General features: G+C 58.1%; 12 protein-coding genes. 1 reads left to right on the top strand and 11 read right to left on the bottom strand.

The genetic code is table 11. The features are described from left to right. Positions 1 to 168: 168 nt before the first annotated feature. A complete protein-coding gene (locus tag Q0753_RS13680) occupies positions 169 to 1,563 on the top strand; it encodes a nucleobase:cation symporter-2 family protein (protein WP_298722158.1) in 1,395 nt (464 codons plus the stop codon). 119 nt (positions 1,564 to 1,682) lie between these two features. On the opposite strand, the gene Q0753_RS13685 is transcribed toward Q0753_RS13680, so the two are convergent. The 11 genes from Q0753_RS13685 to Q0753_RS13735 form a co-directional block, all read right to left on the bottom strand. Next, on the bottom strand, positions 1,683 to 2,363 hold the full coding sequence (locus tag Q0753_RS13685; protein ID WP_298722160.1) for a Fe2+-dependent dioxygenase: 681 nt from the start codon (positions 2,361 to 2,363) through the stop codon (positions 1,683 to 1,685). 440 nt (positions 2,364 to 2,803) lie between these two features. After that, positions 2,804 to 5,026, bottom strand: a complete 2,223-nt coding sequence (locus tag Q0753_RS13690; protein ID WP_298722162.1) for a TonB-dependent siderophore receptor — start codon at positions 5,024 to 5,026, stop codon at positions 2,804 to 2,806. A gap of 608 nt (positions 5,027 to 5,634) precedes the next feature. Beyond that, entirely contained in the window at positions 5,635 to 8,232 is a 2,598-nt protein-coding gene (acnB, locus tag Q0753_RS13695) for a bifunctional aconitate hydratase 2/2-methylisocitrate dehydratase (RefSeq protein WP_298722165.1), read from the bottom strand. Between the two features lie 227 nt (positions 8,233 to 8,459). Next, positions 8,460 to 10,721: a patatin-like phospholipase family protein gene (locus tag Q0753_RS13700; protein WP_298722168.1), complete on the bottom strand. Its 2,262-nt coding sequence runs from the start codon at positions 10,719 to 10,721 to the stop codon at positions 8,460 to 8,462. Between the two features lie 173 nt (positions 10,722 to 10,894). Further along, positions 10,895 to 12,769 carry a methyl-accepting chemotaxis protein gene (locus tag Q0753_RS13705; protein ID WP_298722171.1) on the bottom strand — a complete coding sequence of 625 codons (1,875 nt, stop codon included), beginning with the start codon at positions 12,767 to 12,769 and terminating at the stop codon, positions 10,895 to 10,897. Positions 12,770 to 13,035: 266 nt separating this feature from the next. Continuing rightward, positions 13,036 to 14,463: a dihydrolipoyl dehydrogenase gene (lpdA, locus tag Q0753_RS13710; RefSeq protein ID WP_298722174.1), complete on the bottom strand. Its 1,428-nt coding sequence runs from the start codon at positions 14,461 to 14,463 to the stop codon at positions 13,036 to 13,038. A 152-nt stretch (positions 14,464 to 14,615) separates the two neighbouring features. Continuing rightward, positions 14,616 to 16,508, bottom strand: coding sequence for a pyruvate dehydrogenase complex dihydrolipoyllysine-residue acetyltransferase (aceF, locus tag Q0753_RS13715; protein ID WP_298722177.1), 1,893 nt, complete (start codon positions 16,506 to 16,508; stop codon positions 14,616 to 14,618). Positions 16,509 to 16,518: 10 nt separating this feature from the next. Beyond that, positions 16,519 to 19,179, bottom strand: coding sequence for a pyruvate dehydrogenase (acetyl-transferring), homodimeric type (aceE, locus tag Q0753_RS13720; RefSeq protein ID WP_298722180.1), 2,661 nt, complete (start codon positions 19,177 to 19,179; stop codon positions 16,519 to 16,521). A 61-nt stretch (positions 19,180 to 19,240) separates the two neighbouring features. Further along, positions 19,241 to 20,002 (bottom strand): pyruvate dehydrogenase complex transcriptional repressor PdhR, encoded by a 762-nt coding sequence (pdhR, locus tag Q0753_RS13725; RefSeq protein ID WP_298722183.1) that lies wholly within the window; start codon positions 20,000 to 20,002, stop codon positions 19,241 to 19,243. A 292-nt stretch (positions 20,003 to 20,294) separates the two neighbouring features. Further along, entirely contained in the window at positions 20,295 to 21,137 is an 843-nt protein-coding gene (nadC, locus tag Q0753_RS13730; protein ID WP_298722235.1) for a carboxylating nicotinate-nucleotide diphosphorylase, read from the bottom strand. 506 nt (positions 21,138 to 21,643) lie between these two features. Next, positions 21,644 to 22,147, bottom strand: coding sequence for a retropepsin-like aspartic protease (locus Q0753_RS13735; protein WP_298722186.1), 504 nt, complete (start codon positions 22,145 to 22,147; stop codon positions 21,644 to 21,646). Positions 22,148 to 22,225 lie beyond the last annotated feature (78 nt).

Here is a 22,225-nt window from a genome sequence, read left to right on the forward strand (position 1 = left end):
ATCCTATGCCGCTTTCCTCCACCAGAGGGAATATTCGGTCATATTCCGCAATATATGCAGATAAAAAGTCTTTACATAAAGAAAATCTGACCCATCAGACAGGCCAATCATAAAAACAATCAGGCCGTCTCATTAATAAATTGTATACATCATTGGAACGCAGACACCATGAGTCATGACCCGCACCATCAGACCAGCCAACAGGAACTGGTCTATAAGCTACACGATAAACCGCCCTTCGTTCAGTCGCTGTTCGCCGCCATTCAGCACCTGCTGGCGCTGTTCGTGGCGGTGATCACCCCGCCGCTGATCATCTGTCAGACCCTGGGTATTCCCGCCGCCGACACCTCTCATATCATCAGCATGTCGCTGTTCATTACCGGTGTGGCGTCCTTTATTCAGATGAAACGTTTCGGCCCGGTCGGCACCGGTCTGCTGTCGATTCAGGGCACCAGCTTCAACTTTCTCGGCCCCATCATCGCCAGTGGCCTGGCGATGAAAGACGGTGGCGTCACCACCGAAGCCATGCTGGCCGCCATTTTCGGTACCGCCCTGCTGGCCGCCCCCACCGAGATGATTCTGTCGCGTTTTCTGCACCTGGCCCGTCGCATCATCTCGCCGCTGGTCAGCGGCATCATAGTGACCCTGATTGGCCTGACGCTGATCCAATTGGGTCTGACCTCCATCGGTGGCGGCTTCGGCGCCATGTCCAGCGGCACCTTCGGTGCGCTCGACAACCTGGCCCTGGCCGGTACCGTGCTGGGTATCATCATTCTGATGAATCGCAGCCGTAACCCCTATGTTCGCCTGTCGTCCATTCTGGTTGCCATGGTCACCGGCACCCTGCTGGCCTGGTACATGGGCAAGCTGGCCCCGCTGGAAGGGACTCTGCCCTCCATGGCCTTCCCCATTCCGCTGCAATACGGCCTGGGTTTCGACGCCTCGCTGTTTATTCCGCTGGTACTGGTGTTCCTGATCACCGCGCTGGAAGGCATCGGCGACACCACCGCGACTTCCGAAGTGTCCGGCGAGCCGGTCTCAGGCCCCATTTACATGCGCCGCCTCAAGGGCTGCGTGCTGGGTGATGGCGTCAACTCGTCGCTGGCCTCGGTGTTCAACACCTTTCCGGTGTCGACCTTCAGCCAGAACAACGGCGTGATCCAGATGACCGGTGTTGCCAGCCGTCATGTCGGTTTCTTCGTGGCGGGTATTCTGGTGATCATGGGCCTGTTCCCGGCCATCAGCACCCTGGTGCAGCGCATTCCCGAGCCGGTACTGGGCGGCGCCACCCTGGTGATGTTCGGCTCCATTGCCGCCGCCGGGGTACGCATTTTGTCCCGAGAGCGTCTGGACCGTCGCGCCCTGTTCATCATGGCCATATCCTTCGGCATGGGCCTGGGCATTTCCCAGCGCCCGGATATCCTGCAGTTCATGCCCGAACTCATCAAGAACGTGTTTTCTTCCGGCATCGCCGCCGGTGGTATCACCGCCATCCTGATGAACATCATCATGCCGCTGAGCCAGCCGCAGGCAGAAGAAACCACCGAAGCGCAACAGGCTTAAAATACTGGGAATGGGGATTGGGGATTGGGGATTAGGGATTCGAGGATCGGGACTGGTGAAACCGGCCTTTATTCCCCGCTCCCTATTCCCTATTCCCCGCCCCCTAATCCCTCAACAAATTACAACGCCCAGCGCCGCAGCAGGTTGTGATACACACCGGTCAGCTGAATGCTGGCCTCGCTGTCGGCTCCCAGCTGCTGGTTCACCTGCTGTATGCCGGTGTCCATATCAAACAACAGGCTACGCTGGCCGTCATCCCGCACCATGCTCTGAATCCAGAAAAACGAACAGATCCGCGCCCCCGCCGTGACCGGTTTCACCTGATGCAGGCTGCTCGACGGGTACAGGATCAAATCACCCGCCGGCAGCTTGACGCTGTGGGCGCCATAGCTGTCTTCCACCACCAGCTCACCGCCTTCGTATTCATGTGGCTCGCAGAAAAACAGCGTGGCCGACAGGTCGGTACGAATCGACTCGCCGGTGGCCCTGTTGACGCGCACCGCGTTATCCACGTGCACGCCAAACGACTGACCGCCCTGATAACAATTGAACAGCGGCGGAAAAATTTTGGCCGGCAAGGCACCGGCAATAAACAGCGGATGCCGGGCCAGGGCCGACGTGATCAGCTCGCCGATTGCGCGCGCCGTTTCGTCATCTTCCGGCAACTGCAGGTTGTTCTTGGCCCGGGCCGACTGAAAGCCGGCGGTAATGTTACCGTCGGTCCATTGAGCGGCCAGCAGCTTTTGTCGGCACTCGGCCAGCTGTTCGGCGCTGAGCACGCCGGGAATATGTAACATCATGATGAAATACTCATTTCGTTATAAATGGTAAAGCCCCGTCAGGGGCTTGAAATAACTAAGGGTGCTGCCATGACTTGAATGCCACTGTGCTCCTGCTGGAAGGGCAAAAGGAATGACTCCACCGGCCCTCTGCGCCAGGGACGGCGCAGTGGAGCCCCCAGGGAAGGGTTTACGGCGAGCCGGTGGAGTTGGCCTTTTGGCCGACATACACGGCTCCGACAGATGGCTTTGCTATCAGACAACACTGCTGCCGGCACCTGCACTGCGAAGCACCAGCACGGTTACCTTCGCCGACACGCTTCAAGCCCATCCATGGGACGCTCGGCAAATGCCATCCCTGGCATTTGACGGTCGGCTACGGTAATCCCTGCTGCTACTTCGAGCAACGCCGAGTCGCTGACAGATTGCTCACAGCTCATCATCGCAGTAGATGATTAGCCTCAGAACCGATAGTTGGCGGACAGCACTGCCGAGCGACCATCGCCGAGCTCTACCGCAGAGCTGCGCGTATCGGTACCCGGACGACCGCGCACCCGCTCCACATATTCCTCATCGAACAGGTTGTTCACGTTCAATTGCAGGCTCAATGCCTCGTTCACCCGGTAGGAGGCCATGGCATTGTGCAGCCAGTAGCTGTCAATCTTGGCATCCACATCGGAGGCCACATAACGAGAGCCGACATAACGGGCGCCGTAGCCGATTTCCAGCCCGGAAGCCAGTTCATAGGTGGTCCACAGGTTGCCGCTGTTGCGTGGCGTGTTACCCAGTGGCTGACCTTCGGCCGAGCGGCCTCCGGTCTGCGGCGCGGCCGCCGACTTCAGGGTTTCGCTGTCGAGCAGGGTGTAGTTGGCAAACACTTTCCATTGTTCGGTCAGCTCGCCGGTCAACCCCACTTCGACCCCCTGCACCCGCTGCTCGCCAGCCAGTTGCAGATCGTCATTGGCATCCTTCTCCCGGGCATTGGTTTTATCGACCCGGAACAGGGCGCCGTCGAGTCCCAAACGGCCATCCATCAGCTCCCACTTGGTGCCCAGCTCCCAGGTGTTGTTTTTCTCGGGCGCCAGGTTTTCGGCACCGTTACCGCGAGGTAAACCACCAGAGGTGGCCAGCGCTTCGGCCGACGGGTTAAAGGAGGTGCCGTAAGCCAGGTAGATGCGACCATTGTCTGCCGGTTTGAATACCAGCCCGGCACGACCGCTGAACATCTGATCGCTGCTGTGCACCTGTTCGGCGGAAATGGCACCAGTAGTGCGGTCAACATTGGTCAGCAGTGCCTCACCAGAGATCCAGTCGTGGCGCAGACCCAGGCTCAGATCCCACTGCGGGGCAAGAGTGATGGTATCAAATATATAGAGAGCACGAGTATCCAGCTCGGCGTCTTTTCCGCCCCGGAAGTTAGCACTGGTAGGGCCATTCCAGACACCCGGCGGGTTGGCAAGCTCATAATTAATACCGGTGAAATCCAGCCCATTGTTGGAGGCGGTCAGATCATAAGTCTCGCGAGAAATCTCGCCCCCCACCAGCATATCGTGCTTGAGTGCGCCGGTGTCGAACTCAAAGGTCAGGCCGGTCTGATTGACCCACAGCTCGGTCTGGGCATCGCGCCGATAAGCCTGCGGGCCGGCCGGCGTGTAACGGCCGGGGGCCAGGCCGTCGGTATTCACATGAGCGGCAGAAATGGTGGTGTCTCTGTCTACCCGGCTGTAGCGGGTCTGGTTCTCGATGCGAACGGTATCGCTCAGCTCGTGCTCCAGTTTGAGGGTAACGGCATCGGACTGGATTTTCTCTTCATCCAGATTGCGCCAGCCGAAGTAACTTTCCGAATCCACACCGGGCAGTATCTTGCCGTCGCGAGCCGGCAAGCCGTAGTCGGGCAAGTTATCGTCGGTCTGATGGAAATAGCTCAGGGTGGCCCGGGTCTGCTCACTCAGACCTATGGTAACGGAAGGCGCAATACCGAAGCGCTGGCGGTCAACCTCATCGCGCCCCGGTACCTCGTTTTCGTGCGCCATCAGGTTGATGCGAAACGCACTGTCGACTCCGACATCGTCCAGGGTCTTGTTGGCATCCAGGGTCAGCCGGTGATAGTTATCGGTGCCGATGCCGGCGCCCACTTCGGCAAAGTCGCGCAGCTTCGGGGCCTTGCTGACCTGATTGATGGCACCGCCGGTGGTGCCGGCGCCGCCAAATACCGAGTTGGGCCCTTTTAGCACTTCCACCTGTTCGATATTGAAGGTGTCGGTACGGTTGTTCTGGCTGCTGTCACGCAGGCCGTCGATCTGCATGTTGGAATTGGCACTGAAGCCGCGAATATTGATCTTGTCGCCGGAGCCACCACCGCCCTCGCCCGCATCGAAGGTAATGCCCGACACGTTCGACAGCACCTGCCGCAAACTCAGCGCCTGCTGCTCTTCCATCACCTTCTTCGTCACCACGGTCACGGTCTGCGGTGTCTCCAGCAGCGGTTTTACGTACTTGGACGAGGCCGACTCGTTCGCCTTGTAGCCCTGCTCGCGTACATCCTTGACGGTAATGATATCGAGCTGGGTGACATCCGGCGATTCGGCCTGTGCCGGAACGGCCAGAGCCGCCACCGCCAGGCCCACGGCCGACGCCATCATTTTTCTGGGAGGAAGAGCGGAGGACTGAATAAAGGTATGCACGAACAACTCCTTGTAAAAATAGAAAGATAAAACCACAAAACAAAAGGAGAAGCATTCTCATTTATTTTTTGATTTAGATCAATATGAACGGTTAAATTTCAATATGTTCCCTTCAACCAGATGGTGCAGTGCGTAATAACAATCTGACTAAGCAAATGATCTGTTTACCTGCCTTTTAAAGGTCGAACGAAGGGTCTACTCCATCGACACGCTGCAAGCACCTCCATGTGACGCTCAGCACATAACTTCCATGTCATGTAATGGTCGCTGGAGTAGAACCCTTCATCCGCCCCTCTGCTGCGGCGTCGCCTGTGGGAGCCCCTGCAGACAACTCGGTGTTTGAGAAGAGGCAACAGAGATCGACTCCCATGACCGTGAAATGCCAGGGAAGGCATTTCCGAGCTTACAGGGAAGTACTTGTAGCGTGTCGTGGGAGGTGGCTGTGTTGCCTCTGATCTCGGATTTAAATTAATGATCAGATCTTTATTCAAATTGGTATAAACAGACAATGCGGTGCGAGAGCAAGCGCATGATCCGAGGCCGAGCAGCAGGATCAAAAAAGCCAGCCCGAAGGCTGGCTTTGACGTTCACACTGTCACTTTGGCGGTTTAGATGGCCTGCTGGAAAATCACCGTGTCGGCTTTTTCCACATAGCTGTCCAGCTCGTCGAAGTTCAGGTAACGATAGGTGTCGGCCGCGGTGGCATTCAACTCCCTGGCGTAGGTCTGATATTCCTCGACCGTCGGAAGCTTGCCGTGAATGGCGGCCACGGCAGCCAGCTCGGCAGACGCCAGGTACACGTTGGCGCCCTTGCCCAGACGGTTGGGGAAGTTACGGGTAGAGGTCGACACCACAGTGGTGTTGTCGCCTACCCGTGCCTGGTTACCCATGCACAGGGAGCAGCCCGGAATCTCGATGCGGGCACCGACCCGGCCGAAGATGCCGTAATAGCCTTCGACCGTCAGCTGATCCTTGTCCATCTTGGTGGGCGGTGCCACCCACAGCTTGGTCGGCAGCTGGCCCTTATACTTGTCGAGCAGCTTGCCGGCGGCACGGAAGTGACCGATGTTGGTCATGCAGGAACCGATGAATACCTCATCGATCTGCTCGCCGGTCACGTCGGACAGCAGGCGGGCGTCGTCCGGATCGTTGGGGGCACACAGAATGGGCTCCTTGATCTCGCTCATGTCGATTTCCAGTACGTGGGCGTACTCGGCATCGGCATCCGCTTCCAGCAGCTCGGGGTTGGCCAGCCACTCTTCCATGCCCTTGATGCGGCGTTCCAGGGTGCGCGGGTCACCGTAGCCTTCGGCCATCATCCACTTCAGCATCACGATGTTGGAGTTGAGGTATTCGGCAACCGGCTCCTTGTCCAGCTTGATGGTACAACCGGCGGCGGAGCGCTCGGCAGTCGCATCGGCCAGCTCGAACGCCTGCTCGACTTTCAGCTGGGGCAGACCTTCGATTTCCACCACACGACCGGAGAACTCGTTGATCTTGCCTTCTTTGGCCACGGTCAGCAGACCGTTCTGAATGCCGTAGTAAGGGATGGCATGTACCAGATCACGCAGGGTGATGCCGGGCTGCATTTCGCCCTTGAAGCGCACCAGTACCGATTCCGGCATGTCCAGCGGCATCACGCCGGTGGCAGCGGCAAAGGCCACCAGACCGGAGCCCGCCGGGAAGGAAAGACCGATGGGGAAACGGGTGTGGGAGTCACCGCCGGTGCCCACGGTATCGGGCAGCAGCATGCGGTTCAGCCAGGAGTGAATAACACCGTCGCCCGGACGCAGCGATACACCGCCCCGGTTCATGATGAAGTCCGGCAGGGTGTGATGGGTGGTCACGTCTATCGGCTTGGGATAGGCGGCGGTATGACAGAACGACTGCATGGTCAGGTCGGCAGAGAAGCCCAGACAAGCCAGATCTTTCAGCTCGTCCCGGGTCATGGGACCCGTGGTGTCCTGAGAGCCGACCGTGGTCATCTTGGGCTCGCAGTACTGGTTGGGGCGCACGCCTTTCACGCCGCAGGCCTTGCCTACCATCTTCTGGGCCAGGGTAAAGCCCTTGCTGGAGTCGGCCACGGCAGCCGCACGCTTGAACACGGTGGAGGCATCCAGACCCAGCGCTTCGCGGGCCTTGTCGGTCAGACCGCGACCGATGATCAGCGGAATACGGCCGCCGGCGCGAACTTCGTCCAGCAGCACGTCGGTTTTCAGCTTGAAGGTGCTGACCACTTCATCGCTGTCGTGACGGCAGACCTTGCCTTCATAGGGATAGATATCGATCACATCACCGGTGTTCAGCTTGGTGACATCGCATTCGATGGGCAGGGCACCGGCATCTTCCATGGTGTTGAAGAAGATGGGGGCAATCTTGTTACCGATGCAGATGCCGCCGGCGCGCTTGTTGGGCACGAACGGAATGTCGTCACCCATGTGCCACAGCACCGAGTTGGTGGCGGACTTGCGGCTGGAGCCGGTACCGACCACGTCACCCACGTAGACCAGCGGGAAGCCTTTTTCTTTCAGCGCTTCGATGGCGGTGATCGGGCCGATCACGCCTTCTTCGTCCGGCTCGATGCCGGGACGACCGTTCTTCAGCATGGCCTGCGCGTGCAGCGGAATGTCCGGGCGGGACCAGGCGTCCTGAGCCGGAGACAGATCATCGGTGTTGGTTTCGCCGGGCACCTTGAACACCGTCATGGTGATCTTGTCGGCCAGTTTGGGGCGCTGCAGGAACCATTCGGCCTCGGCCCAGGACTGCATCACCTGCTTGGCGAAGGCATTGCCGGCCTTGGCCTTTTCGTCCACGTCGTGGAAGGCGTCAAACATCAGCAGGGTGTGACTCAGGGCCGTGGCGGCGATCGGCGCCAGGGCGTCAACGTCCAGCAGCTCGACCAGGGGGGCGATATTGTAACCGCCCTGCATGGTACCAAGCAGCTGGGTGGCCTGCTCGGCAGACACCACGGGGGAGCTCACTTCACCCTTGGCCACGGCCGCCAGAAAACCGGCTTTTACATAAGCGGCTTCATCAACACCCGGGGGGATACGGTTGGACAGTAGTTCATAAAGAAAGGATTCTTCGCCGGCGGGGGGATTTTTGAGTAATTCAACCAGGGCGGCAACTTGCTCTGCGTCGAGGGGTTTGGCTACCACTCCCTCGGCGGCACGTTCTTCGACGTGTTTACGATAGGCTTCAAGCACGACTGTATCCTCTTATTATCATTCGCCATCTAGGGCGGGAATATCCTTGTTTAGGGCGTCCTTGCTGGGGGCTAGTCCCTTGCGGATGCCGCAGCAGTATATAAGTTTTAACCGTAAATTAAAATCGAGCCCCCCTGCCCTTTGGTCGAATACGAGACTAAGCCGATGTTTTTAAAATAATTATCGACTCGCTCAACCCCACTCAAGGCTAATACAAGCCATTAACATCAGAAGCTGAACAGGTTGCCGAAATACAGATACACACTGCTTTTATCTCCTTCCCCCAGCCCATAGGCCAGATACAGGGGCCCCCAGTTGGTATCCACACCGATGAAAACACTACCGGCCATCAATGCCGACTCCCAACTGACCTCGGCGCCGGTATTCCAGACCCCGCCCCGTTCCAGCGAGCCGCCCAGGTAGACCGGCGAACGGAAGGCGCCGAAGTCGTTATCAAACCAGCGATAGTGGTACAAAAGGCCGCCAAAGCCGCTGTAGCGCCCGTTGAGTTGATCGCGCTGATATCCGGAAAGGTTGAACAGCCCCCCCAGGCTGCGGGCAAATACCGGTACTTCCTGTTCGGCGCTGGAGCCCCCCAGAACCAGCTTGCCGATAAGGGTATGACGCTCAAGCTGATAGGGCCTGAGCCACTCCAGCTCGTAATCCAGTCCGCTCACGCTCTCTCTGCTCCCCGCAGCGTTCAGACTGTTACGGAAATAGCCCAGTCGCAGCTCGGCCGCCTCGCCATGAGTGGGAAAAAACACGTTATCCAGGGTATCGTGACTGAAGCGCAGATAAGGACCAATAGAGTCTATATCCAGCTGATCATCGGTATTGCGTGCCTCGATATCGCCCGTCAGTCCCTGTACCCCCAGCGCCAGCTCGCTCCAGGGGCGCAGGTTGTAGCCCAGCTCGGTGCTGAAACGCCAGGTGGCATAATCCACTACCAGGCTGGTCAGGGGACGAAACAGCTCATACTGGGGGTCGGTGGTATCGAAGAAGAAGCTGCGACTGCGTTTGTCATATTCTCCGCGCAGCTTCCAGAACAGGTCGTAGTCGGTGTCCAGCGGGGTATAAAACTCGCTGGCCAGCTGTTTGTTGCTGCCGAAGGTGGTCTCCACCAGCCACTCGCCCCCCAGCATGTTGATATTGGTACGGCGGAACTGGGCGCCGATTTCATAATTGGATTGACTGGAAAAATCGTCTTCCAGCGCAAACTTCAGATCGACAAAGCCCGGCCCCCAGCCCTTTTCGCTGGTTTCTACCGTCAACACCTGCTGGTCGTCCTGCTCTTCGATGCGATAGCTGACCCGTTCGAAGGCATCCAGCGCATAGAGTCGGCGCACCCCGGCTTCCAGATCCTCGGTTTGATGAAACCGGCCCGGTACCACCCCCAGCACATCGCGGATCACCGCCTCGCTGAGCCCGGAGCGATTCTTGACTTCGATGCGATCCAGATAGACGGCGTCGGAACGTTGCAGCTGCGCTCGCCGGTCGAGCTTGCCGGATTGGTAGGCAAAGTAGTCTGCTTCGCTCAGCGCCAGCGCCTGCAGCCGGGGCAGCAGGGCCTGCGCCGCCGCTTCACCACGGCGAATGGCCTCGGGCATCAGCTCGAAGTCGCCGACACCGATGCCGTCGATGGCCGGGGTGAGCAGCATGTCCTGCTCCGACATCAGGGCCAACTGGCGTTGTGTGCTGGAGCGGGTCAGGTAATTGGTGAGCTGGCTGACCATGGCCAGGGCGCCGTCCAGTTGTTTTCGGGACAGCATGGCATCACCGATATCGACGGCAATCACCACATCGGCGCCCATCGCCTTGGCCACATCCACCGGCATGTTGTTGACCACGCCGCCGTCGGCCAGCAGGCGCCCCTCAATCTCTACCGGCTGCAGGGCGCCCGGCACCGACATCGAAGCCTGCATCGCCGTCGCCAGGTGCCCTTCTTTCAATACCACCGGAGTGACGGTTTCCATGTCGGTGGCCACGGCACGAAACGGAATGGGCAGCTCGTCGAAGCTGTGCAGACCCGGCAGGTTGAGCGTACTTTGTCGCAGCAGCGCCCCCATGGCCTGGCCCTGAAAGAAACCGGCGGGCAGGCTCAGCTGCCAGTTTTTGTTGATGCCGACATCGGTACGCAACAAAAACTCGTCGTTCTGACGCTTGCGCCTGAGCGACAGCTGATCCCGCCCCACCTTGTCCTGATAGCCCTGATTCCAGTCGAGCGCCAACAGCTGCCGCTCCAGCTCGGTGGCATCCAGCCCCAGCGCATACATGCCGGCCACATAGGCGCCCATGCTGGTACCGGTAACGATGTCGACCGGTATACGGTGCTGTTCCAGCACCTTGATCACCCCGATATGGGCCGCGCCCTTAGCCCCGCCGCCACTGAGTACCAGGGCGATGGTCGGCCGCCCAGCCTGGCCCACGCCCTGAGCATGGGCCGCAACGGTGCTCAGCAAGAACAGCAGGGGGAGTAGGTAACGGCGCATGGGGTTATCTCGAGGCGATAAGGTAACGCCATTGTAGGTGCTGACCACAGCGGCAGGAAGCGAGAAAACGGCCGTTAAAAAGCACCGAACACCGCCAGGGGCGATGCTCGGTGCATATAGGAGTTATCGGGGCCGAGACTCACGCCGATGGAACGGGCCTCGACACGACGAATTCAGGCGGGCAGTCGAAAGCGGCCAACCTGTCTTTGCAGCTCGGCACTGAGCCGCGCCAGCTCGGTACTGCTGGCGGCGGTTTGTTCGGTAGCGGCGGCGGAGTGATCCGACAGCTCACGAATACTGAACACCGAGCGATTGATTTCTTCCGCCACCGAACTTTGCTGCTCGGAGGCGGTGGCAATCTGGCTGTTCATCTGCTGAATATCCGATACCGAACGGGTAATAGCCTCAATAGAAGCACCCGCTTCGTTGGCAATGGTGACGGTGTGCGCCACAACGTCGGTGCTTTCTTTCATCATCACCACCGACTCCTGCGCCTTGCCCTGCAATCCCCTGATCAGGGTTTCAATTTCGGCGGTGGCCTGCTGGGTACGCTGGGCCAGCGCCCGCACCTCGTCGGCGACCACCGCAAAACCGCGGCCCTGTTCACCGGCCCGCGCCGCTTCTATCGCCGCGTTCAGCGCCAGCAGGTTGGTTTGCTCGGCCACCCCCTTGATCACATCGAGAATGCTGCCGATGTTCAGGCTTTCCGCTTCCAGCTGATTGATGGTGTTCAGCGACTTGCCGATATCTTCCGCCAGCTTGCCGATCTGACTGCTGGTCATATTGACTTTTCGGTTGCCGTCGCCGGCCTCGGTATCCGCCGTATTGGCCGAGCCAAAGGCGGTTTCTGCGTGGCGAGCCACTTCCAGCACGGTGGCCGCCATTTCGTTCATGGCGGTAGACACCTGCTCCAGCTCAAGTCGCTGCTGGTTAACGCCGGAACGACTCTGTTCCGACACCGACGACAACTCTTCTGCCGAACCGGCGATATGGTTGGCACTCTGATTGAGTTCGCTCACCAATTGGCGCAGGTTCACCGTCATGGTCTGCATTCGGTTCATCAGCAGACCCAGCTCGTCCTTGCGCCGGTGTTTGATATCCTGACTCAGATCGCCCTCGGCAATGCGACTGGCCTGGTCCACCAGCAACTGCAACGGCTTGACGATACCCAGGGTAATCAGCACGGCAAAGAAGATGCCTGCCACCAGACCGGACAACGTGACCAGCAGGATCAGCAACCTAGCGCCATTGCTGTCGGCGGCCATGCTCGCCTGCTGACTGGCCAGCAGTGCTTCGGATGCCGTGGCTATCTCTGTGGCCAGCTTATCGATACGCTGCTCGATATCATCCAGGCCATTCACCGTTGCGATAAAGTTCTGCTGCTGTTGCTGAAATTGCTTAAGCAGCTCCAGCAGCTCTTTTATGTCGGCGTCGTCCTGCATGTGCAGTCGATTTTCCAGGGTAAGCAGTAGTCCATTCAAACGGGAAGACAGCTGTATGGCGTCACCTTCATTACCACTGAGGGCAAAGTCTTTCTGGCTCAGGCGGATGCCGGTCAGGCGCACCAGCCAGCTCATGGCACTGACGTCGCTGGCGCTGAGGTATTCGGCCCGCTGCTGGGCGGAAAAACCCAGCGCATTGAGATCGAACAACTGCTGCTGCGCCGCCTCGTTCAGCTCAAGCATCTGTTTCAGCTCGGTGTCATAGGCCTGGGTGCCGGTCAGGATCCGCTCGATCAGCGCCTGATTTTCCGTCATATCCAGAGACTGCCGCAGCTGCTCCGCCCGCTCCGACGCCAGGGCAATGTGCTCTCTGGCCTGGGCCAGCCGCTCGGGATCGTCCAGTAACAGATAGTCCTTCTCGAACAGGCGGGCCTTGGTTACCAACAGGTCGATGCTGGAGGACTGCGCCAGTTTGTTCGACCGATCCAGCACGGACGACAGGGCATAAAAACTGATACCGGCGATGATTAGCGTCGCCAGTATCACCAACGAAAAACCCAGGGCCAGTTTAACCCTGACACTCAAGGAGCCTAATTTGGAGAGCATCGCGTATTCCTTTACAGGGGGCTGTTGTTAATACCTTGTTTCAATCAACAACCATATCGGCTGTCGGTAAAAAGTGTGAAGTATTTCCGCGTGAAAGGTGATCTTGGACACAAATGAAACAAAACCAATTTCTCATCCGCCACACAGACCGGTGGCAAGAAACAAAAAACGGGTATAGATCGATATGGATTGAACGAGAGTGGAAAGCAGACAAAAAAACGCCCGGCAGAGCCGGGCGTTTTTACTGACAAAACCGTAGAAGAAACTTACTTCTTCTTCTTGGCCTTGGCGTTCGGCATGTCGGTGATGGAGCCTTCGAATACTTCGGCTGCCATGCCCACAGACTCGTGCAGCGTCGGGTGAGCATGAATGGTCAGCGCGATGTCTTCGGCGTCGGCACCCATTTCGATGGCCAGACCGATTTCACCCAGCAGCTCGCCGGCGTTGGTACCGATAGTGGCACCACCCAGCACGCGATGGGTTTCCTTGTCGAAAATCAGCTTGGTCATGCCGTAGGAAGAGTCGGAGGCGATGGCACGGCCGGAGGCCGCCCAGGGGAAGCTGGCCACTTCAACATTCAGGCCTTTTTCCTTCGCTTCCTTCTCGGTGATACCTACCCAGGCAACTTCCGGCTCGGTATAGGCGATGGACGGAATCACTTTCGGGTCGAAGTAGTGCTTCATGCCGGCGATGACTTCGGCCGCCACGTGGCCTTCGTGCACACCCTTGTGCGCCAGCATCGGCTGACCGACGATGTCGCCGATAGCATGGATGTGCGGCACATTGGTACGCAGCTGCTTGTCGACGTTGATGAAACCACGCTCGTCGACGTTGACACCGGCTTTCTCGGCGTCCAGCGACTTGCCGTTGGGGGTACGGCCGATGGCCACCAGTACGGCGTCATAAACGGTGGTGTTGCTCTCGCCTTTCTTGTTTTCCATGGTCACGTGAATGCCGTCGTCTTTGGCTTCTACGGCAGTAACCTTGGTTTCCAGCATCAGGTTGAACTTGTTTTTAACCTGCTTGGTATAGATCTTGATCAGATCTTTATCGGCGGCCGGAATCACCTGGTCGAACATCTCGACCACGTCAATCTTGGAACCCAGTGAGTAGTACACGGTTCCCATTTCCAGACCTATGATACCGCCACCCATGACCAGCAGCTTCTCGGGCACTTCTTTCAGTTCCAGCGCGTCGGTAGAGTCCCAGATGCGGGGATCTTCATGCGGAATGAACGGCAGTTGGATCGGACGAGAGCCAGCGGCGATGATGGCGTTGTCGAAGTTGATGGTGGTGTTGCCACCCTCGCCTTCCACGACCATGGTGTTGGCACCGGTGAACTTGGCAAAACCGTTCACGACCTTGACCTTGCGCATCTTGGCCATGCCACCCAGACCCTGGGTCAGCTGACCGATCACTTTTTCCTTGTGTGCACGAACCTGGTCCAGATCGATTTTGGGCTCGCCAAAAGTGACACCATGGCTGGCCATCATCTTGGATTCTTCGATGACCTTGGCGATGTGCAGTAACGCTTTGGAAGGGATACAGCCAACGTTCAGACAAACGCCGCCCAGCGTTGAATAACGCTCAACGATTACGGTTTCCAGACCCAGATCGGCAGCACGGAAAGCGGCAGAATAGCCAGCAGGACCCGCGCCCAATACCACAACCTGAGCTTTGACTTCTTGACTCATGGTGACCTCTATTATGATTTTTAGCCCCGTTCAAGCAATGGTCGCTGAAAAGTCCAGACTCGATATGACCACTACAGGTTAAACGGGCCAAAGTTTACTGTTCTGTTATAGAAAAGAAAGTAAAAAGGCAGGCGAATGCCTGCCTTGTCACATTAAAGGGCTAAACGACGAAGGTCGCTCAACACACCACTCATCATGGTGATGAAACGAGCACCGTCGGCGCCGTCAATCACCCGGTGGTCATAAGACAGCGCCAGCGGCTGCATCAGGCGAGGCTCGAACTCTTTGCCGTTCCATACCGGCTTGATGCTGGACTTGGACACACCCAGAATGGCCACTTCCGGCGCATTCACGATGGGGGTGAACTGGGTGCCACCGATACCGCCCAGAGACGAGATGGTGAAACAGCCGCCCTGCATGTCGGCCGCGGTCAGCTTGCCGGCACGCGCCTTCTTGGAGATTTCGCCCAGTTCCAGTGCCAGCTCGCGAATGCCTTTCTTGTTGACATCGCGCACTACCGGAACCACCAGACCGTTGGGGGTATCTACCGCCACACCGATGTGGATGTACTTCTTCATGATCAAAGACTGCTCGTCTTGTGACAGTGAAGAACAGAACTTGGGATAGGCTTCCAGCGCCTTCGCAGCCGCCTTCATGATGAAGATCAGCGGGGAAATCTTGTAACCCAGCTTCTGCTTCTCGGCGATGGCGTTTTCCTGCTTGCGGAAGTCTTCCAGCTCGGTGATATCGGTTTCGTCAAACTGCGTCACGTGCGGGATTTTCACCCAGTTGCGGTGCAGGTTGGGACCGGAGATCTTCTGAATGCGGGTCATGGCCACTTCTTCGACTTCACCGAACTTGGCAAAATCAACCTTCGGCCAGGCCAGCACGGCCATGCCGCCGCCCGCTACTGCAACACCGGCGGGTTGCGCGGCAACCTGCTTGATGATGCCCTTGACGTAGGTCTGCACGTCTTCTTTCAGGATGCGGCTCTTGGGACCGGTAGCGGCAACCTTGGACAGGTCGACACCGAATTCACGGGCCAGACGACGTACCACAGGCGTGGCGTGCACGTAGGCGTTGTTCTCGACGAACTCGGCCTTGGCGGCAGGCGCGGCAGCCGCAGGGGCTGCTTTAGGGGCTTCTGCTTTCGGTGCTTCTGACTTGGCCGGTGCAGCAGCTGGGGCAGCTGCAGGAGCGGCACCTTCCACTTCAAACACCATCACCAGAGAGCCGGTAGAGACCTTGTCGCCGGTGGCGATTTTGATTTCCTTGACCACACCGGCGAAGGGCGCAGGCACTTCCATCGAGGCCTTGTCACCTTCCACGTTCAGAATGGACTGCTCGGCTTCCACCTTGTCGCCCACGGCAACCATGATTTCAGTCACTTCGACTTCGTCACCGCCGATGTCGGGGACGTTAACGTCTTTGGCTTGCGGTGCAGCAGAAGCCGCAGGCGCCGCTGCCGGAGCAGAGGCCTCGGCGGCTGCTGCAGGAGCCGCTTCGCCCGCCACTTCGAAGACCATGATCAGCGAGCCGGTGTTGACCTTGTCGCCAACGGCTACTTTGATCTCGACCACTTTACCGCCGAAGGGAGACGGGACTTCCATGGAAGCCTTGTCGCCTTCTACCGCGATCAGGGTCTGCTCTTCGGTCACGGTGTCGCCGACGGCCACGGAGATTTCGGTCACTTCGACTTCATCACCACCGATGTCCGGCACCTGAACTTCTTTCAGGGCAGAAGCAGAAGCGGCCGGTGCCGCTACTGCAGGGGCTTCGGCCGCAGGTGCCTCAGCCGGGGCGGCGGCGCCGCCCTCTGCTTCGAATACCATGACCAGGCTGCCGGTGTTGACCTTGTCACCCACGGCAATCTTGATTTCCTTGACCACGCCGGCGGCGGGGGCCGGTACTTCCATGGAGGCCTTGTCACCTTCCACGGCGAGGATGGACTGCTCTTCCTCGACCTTGTCGCCTACGGCTACCAGAATCTCGGTTACTTCAACCTCGTCTGCGCCGATATCCGGCACCAGAATATCTTTAGACATGTATTACCCCTTATGCGTACAGCGGGTTGATCTTGTCGGCGTCGATGCCGTACTTGGTAATGGCATCGGCCACAACCTGCTTGTCCAGCGTGCCCTGCTTGGCCAGCTCGGTCAGTGCAGCAATCACTACATAGTGCTTGTTGACTTCGAAGTGACGACGCAGGTTTTCACGGCTGTCGGAACGACCGTAACCATCGGTACCCAGTACCTTGTAGCTGACAGACGGCATGAAGGCACGAACCTGATCGGCATAGTTCTTCATGTAATCGGTGGCAGCGATGGCCGGCTCGGTACCCATTACCTGAGCGATGTAAGGCACGCGCGGCTCTGAAGTCGGGTGCAGCATGTTCCAGCGCTCGACGTCCTGACCGTCACGGGTCAGTTCGTTGAAGGACGGTACGCTGAACACGTCGGAGCCGATACCGTACTCTTCAGACAGGATCTTGGCCGCTTCACGCACGTCGTTCAGTATGGTGCCGGAGCCCATCAGCTGAACCTTGCCCTGGTCGCCGGCAACGGTATCCAGCTTGTAGATACCCTTGCGAATACCTTCCTCGGCGCCTTCCGGCATGGCCGGCTGATGGTAGTTCTCGTTCAGGGTAGTCAGGTAGTAGTAAATGTTTTCCGGGTTGTCGCCATACATGCGACGCAGACCGTCCTGCACGATAACCGCAACTTCGTAAACGTAAGTCGGATCGTAGGTCACACAGTTCGGGATCACGTTGGCCTGAATGTGGCTGTGGCCATCTTCGTGCTGCAGACCTTCACCATTCAGGGTGGTACGACCGGAAGTACCGCCGATCATGAAGCCGCGCGCCTGTTGGTCACCGGCTGCCCAGCACAAGTCGCCCACACGCTGGAAACCGAACATCGAGTAATAGATGTAGAACGGAATCATTGGGAAGTCGTTGGTGCTGTACGAGGTAGCGGCAGCCAGCCAGGACGAAGTAGCGCCCAGCTCGTTGATGCCTTCCTGCAGTACCTGACCCTTGATGTCTTCCTTGTAGTAAGCCACCTGCTCACGATCCTGCGGGGTATAGGTCTGACCGTTGGGGCTGTAGATACCGATTTGGCGGAACAGGCCTTCCATACCGAAGGTACGGGCTTCATCGGCCAGAATCGGTACGATGCGCTCACCGATGGACTTGTTCTTGAGCATGATGTTCAGCGCACGCACGAAGGCCATGGTAGTAGACACTTCACGCTTCTGCTCTTCCAGCAGCGGCTGGAACTCTGACAGCTCGGGGATTTGCAGCTTGTCGGTGGTTTGCTCCAGGCGAGTCGGTACATAGCCTTTCAGCGCCTGACGACGGGCATGCAGGTATTCGTGCTCGCGGGTGCCTTCCTTGATGTCGATGTAAGGCAGGTTCGGCAGCTCTTCGTCGCTCACTTCGATGTTGAAGCGATCGCGGAAGTGCTTGAGCGAAGACATGTCCATCTTCTTGACCTGGTGTGCAATGTTCTTGCCTTCGGCCGCGTCACCCATGCCGTAACCCTTGATGGTCTTGGCCAGAATAACGGTCGGCTTGCCTTTGGTGTCCGCGGCATTTTTGTATGCGGCATACATCTTGGCAGGATCGTGACCACCCCGGTTGAGGGCGAAGATTTCGTCGTCGGACATATCCTTGACCAGTTCCAGGGTCTCGGGATATTTGCCGAAGAAGTGCTCGCGCACATAGGCACCGTCTTTGGACTTGAAGGTCTGGTAGTCACCGTCAACGGTTTCGTTCATCAGTTGAACCAGCTTGCCGCTCTTGTCTTTGGCGATCAGCTCGTCCCAACGACGACCCCAGATAACCTTGACCACGTTCCAGCCGGCGCCGTTGAAGACACCGTCCAGCTCGTCGATGATCTTGCCGTTACCGATAACGGGGCCATCCAGACGCTGCAGGTTACAGTTGATGACGAAGCACAGGTTGTCCAGCTTCTCGCGGGCGGCGATGGTGATGGCGCCCTTGGATTCCGGCTCATCCATCTCGCCATCGCCCAGGTAGGCGTATACGCGCTGCTCGGAGCAGTCTTTCAGGCCACGGTTTGTCAGATACTTCAGGAAACGAGCCTGATAGATGGCGTTGATCGGACCCAGACCCATGGAGACGGTCGGGAACTGCCAGAAGTCGGGCATCAGCTTGGGATGCGGGTAAGACGGAATACCCTTGCCGTCCACTTCCTGACGGAACATGTCCAGCTGGGCTGCAGTCAAACGACCTTCGGCAAAGGCACGGGCATAGATACCGGGCGAGATATGGCCCTGGAAGAACACCAGATCGCCGCCGTCTTTTTCGTTACGGGCGCGATAGAAGTGGTTGAACGCCACTTCGTACATGGTGGCACTGGAAGAGAAGGAAGACATGTGTCCGCCCAGATCCAGATCTTTCTTGGAGCCACGTAATACGATCATTACCGAGTTCCAGCGGATAATCGCACGAATACGACGTTCCAGATCCCAGTTACCCGGGTACTCAGGCTCGTCTTCAGACTTGATGCTGTTGACGTAGTCTGCGTGGGCATTTCTGGCCACAGCCACACCGGACTTGATGGCTTTGGTGGTGAGACGCTCGTAGATGTACTGGGCGCGCTCAGGTCCTTCTTGACGGATCAATGACTCGAGGGCGTCAAGCCACTCTTGAGTTTCTATTGAATCCACATCGTTGTTCAGGATATCAGACATGGCTGTTTCCTATCTCGTTTGGGGCACCTGCCCATGGGTTTCGTCGTTGCCGAAGGCGTTGTTATTCCTGCTGTCGATGTCGGCGCAAAGACCGCTGAATGCGGTTTTCTTCACGCTGAATGTCGAGCAGGGTTTCTTCAATAAAGGCCAGGTGCTCATGACAAGCATCCCTGGCCTGTTCCGGCTCGCGAGACAATATGCTTTGAATCAGATTGGCGCGATGTACGCGAATCTTTTCCACCATACCGGCGCGCCGGTTAAGAATTTTGATATTGCGCAAGATACTGCTTTCCAGCATCGGCTGAATGGCCCGCAACAGGTGCAGCAGCACCACATTGTGTGCCGCCGCCGCCACCGCGATATAGAACTCGGCGGCGGCCTTGGCTTCGGCCGGCAGATCGCCCAGCTCCTGCGCCTGCACTATGGCCTGCTGGGCATCACGGATGGTATCGAAGTCGGCCTCATTACCGCGCGTGGCGGCATAAAAGGCGGAGATACCCTCCATGGTATGACGAAACTCCAGCAGGTCGTATTGCGACTCGGGGTGTTCCGCCAGCAGCTGAAACAGCGGATCGGCCAGCCCCTTGGTCAGGGCGTTCTGCACATAGGTGCCGCCGCCCTGGCGCCGGGACACCAGCCCCCGCGCTTCCAGCTTTTGAATGGCCTCTCGTACCGAGGGTCGCGATACCGCGAACTGCTCGGCAAGCTCGCGCTCGGGCAACAGGCGTTGTCCGGGCTGCAGGCTGCCTTCCACTATCATCTGCTCGAGTTTGGCGGCGATGGTGTCGGCGAGTTTAGGCTGTTTGATACGCTGGTATGACATCGGGTCCGCTTTAAAATTGGTAAGACCAATTAACACTGTTAAAAAAAGGTATCAGAGCGGAGATAAAATGTCCAATAAATTAATCCGGATTGCGCACAATAGATGGCAAAACAAGCAGAAAAACCCGGGCATCATTCAACACTAGATCAGGTATCACAAAACACCAGTCGCGGTGATTGGTAAGGCCAAATAAATTACTGTGAGGTGTGAGGTGTGAGGTGTGAGGTGTGAGAAGAAAGAAAGTCTGAGAGCTCCTCAGCCCTTCCTCCTCACCCCTTACCCCTCACTGTATTTAAGGCTGCACCCGCAGTGACAGGTCCAGCGCCTGCACATGCTTGGTGAGCGCGCCTACCGAGATGAAGTCCACCCCGGTGGCGGCGTAGGCGGCGATGGTGTCCTGGGTGACGTTGCCGGACACTTCCAGTTGGGCGCGACCGGCGCTGGTGGCCACCGCCGTGCGCATGTCGTCGGTACTGAAGTTGTCGAGCATGATGATATCGGCGCCGGCATTCAGCGCCTGCTCCAGCTCGGCCAGGGATTCCACTTCTACCTCGACCGGCTTTTCCGGCTGCAGGCGACGCGCCTCGGCCACCGCCTTGTCGATGCCGCCACAGGCGAAGATGTGGTTTTCCTTGATAAGAAAAGCGTCATACAACCCCATACGATGATTGTGGCCACCACCGCAGGTCACCGCGTATTTCAGCGCCTGGCGCAGGCCGGGTACCGTCTTGCGGGTATCCAGCAGGCGGCATTGGGTACCGACCAGCAGATCCACATAGCGGCGGGTCACTGTGGCCACCGCCGACAGAGTCTGAATGAAGTTGAGCGCGGTGCGCTCGCCGGTCATGATGGCGCGAGCCGGGCCGCTCAGGGTCAGCAGCCGCTGGCCGGCGGTGATCCGGTCGCCATCGGCAACCAACCATTCAAGCCGGACTTCACCGCCCAGTTGCACGAAGGTCTCTTCGGCAAAGGCCTTGCCACAGAAGATACCGTCTTCCCGGGTAATCAGGTGGGCCACCACCGGCTGCTGCTCGGGCAGCAGCTGGGCGGTAATGTCCTGCGCGGGATCCACAGTGCCACCCAGATCTTCGGTCAGGGCCGCAGTCACGTTAAAACGAATTTCTTGTTCCAGCATAGAATTCAGCATCTTGTTCAGCCTTTTTTCAACGTTTTATTGTCTTGTCCATTTATTCAATATTTCAAGAAATCTTTCTTGTTCCCAGGCTCCGCGTAACCGCTTTAAGCCATAAGCCTGTCTCTGAATCAAAAATCAACGTGTGGAATAAAGAGGCAACAGGGTTGCCTCTTCCGACACGCTGCAAGCACATCCCTGTGACGCTCAGCAAATGCCATCCCTGGCATTTGACGGTCGGCTGAGGCAATCCCTGTAGCCTCTTCTTGACGCCCGAGCTAGCTGTTGGCATCACAAACAGGCGACGCCGGAGCTTCAAGGAGGACAGAGGGATCTGCTCAGCCGACCATCCGCGCCACGGATGGCGCGGCTGAGCCCCCAAGGATGGGTTCACGGCGAGTCGGCGGAGCGGGCCCTATGGCCGAAGTGCAAACATTGAGCTAAAAACCAAGCGATTTTTCTACTCTAGATTTGTGACCAAGAGACAAGCTTAAAGCTTAACGCTTTCTTTATCGCTTCAGCGTCATCTGCCCGTCCCGCTGGATCAGTTCAAACTGACGCAGGGCGTTCATGCCCAGCAGGATTTCGTCGCTGTCGGCGGGCATGATAATAGCGTTCAGATCGTACAGGGTGAAGGGACCCAAAGACAGGGTTTTCAGTCGGGTGCGATAGCCGGTGACCACGCCCGCCGCCGTGCTCAGTCGCACCGCTTGTTCGACTTCCAACCCCAGTCGGGCCGCCACCGCCTGGGGGATGGCCACCTGAGTGGCGCCGGTGTCCAACAGAAACACCACCGGCTCGCCGTTGATACTGCCGCCGGCCAGATAATGCCCCTGCCGGTTCTGCTCCAGCACTATGGTTCTGGCATCCAGCCGCTGTACCTGTTGGTTGGGGTTGTAATCCTGCTCCAGCTTTTGCTGAAAATACCAGGTCAGCAGCACCATCCCCAGTCCCCACGCCAGCAGCCACATGATGCGGCCCAGCCGGCGCTGAGTATTGGTTGTCTTACTCATGCTGCCTTCCCCGGGGCTTGCCCCTTTGCTATCGAGGCTTTTAGTATACCCCCAAGCTCCCTTCCCTTGTGTGCCAAT

The sequence above is a fragment of the uncultured Oceanisphaera sp. genome (assembly GCF_947495715.1).
In the GTDB taxonomy this organism is placed as follows: domain Bacteria; phylum Pseudomonadota; class Gammaproteobacteria; order Enterobacterales; family Aeromonadaceae; genus Oceanimonas; species Oceanimonas sediminis.

Coding starts and splice junctions, on each gene's coding strand:
- Q0753_RS13680 (WP_298722158.1), top strand. CDS start 169: ATGAGTCATGACCCGCACCATCAGACCAGCCAACAGGAACTGGTCTAT.
- Q0753_RS13685 (WP_298722160.1), bottom strand. CDS start 2,363: ATGATGTTACATATTCCCGGCGTGCTCAGCGCCGAACAGCTGGCCGAG.
- Q0753_RS13700 (WP_298722168.1), bottom strand. CDS start 10,721: ATGCGCCGTTACCTACTCCCCCTGCTGTTCTTGCTGAGCACCGTTGCG.
- Q0753_RS13705 (WP_298722171.1), bottom strand. CDS start 12,769: ATGCTCTCCAAATTAGGCTCCTTGAGTGTCAGGGTTAAACTGGCCCTG.
- lpdA (WP_298722174.1), bottom strand. CDS start 14,463: ATGAGTCAAGAAGTCAAAGCTCAGGTTGTGGTATTGGGCGCGGGTCCT.
- aceF (WP_298722177.1), bottom strand. CDS start 16,508: ATGTCTAAAGATATTCTGGTGCCGGATATCGGCGCAGACGAGGTTGAA.
- aceE (WP_298722180.1), bottom strand. CDS start 19,179: ATGTCTGATATCCTGAACAACGATGTGGATTCAATAGAAACTCAAGAG.
- pdhR (WP_298722183.1), bottom strand. CDS start 20,002: ATGTCATACCAGCGTATCAAACAGCCTAAACTCGCCGACACCATCGCC.
- nadC (WP_298722235.1), bottom strand. CDS start 21,137: ATGCTGGAACAAGAAATTCGTTTTAACGTGACTGCGGCCCTGACCGAA.
- Q0753_RS13735 (WP_298722186.1), bottom strand. CDS start 22,147: ATGAGTAAGACAACCAATACTCAGCGCCGGCTGGGCCGCATCATGTGG.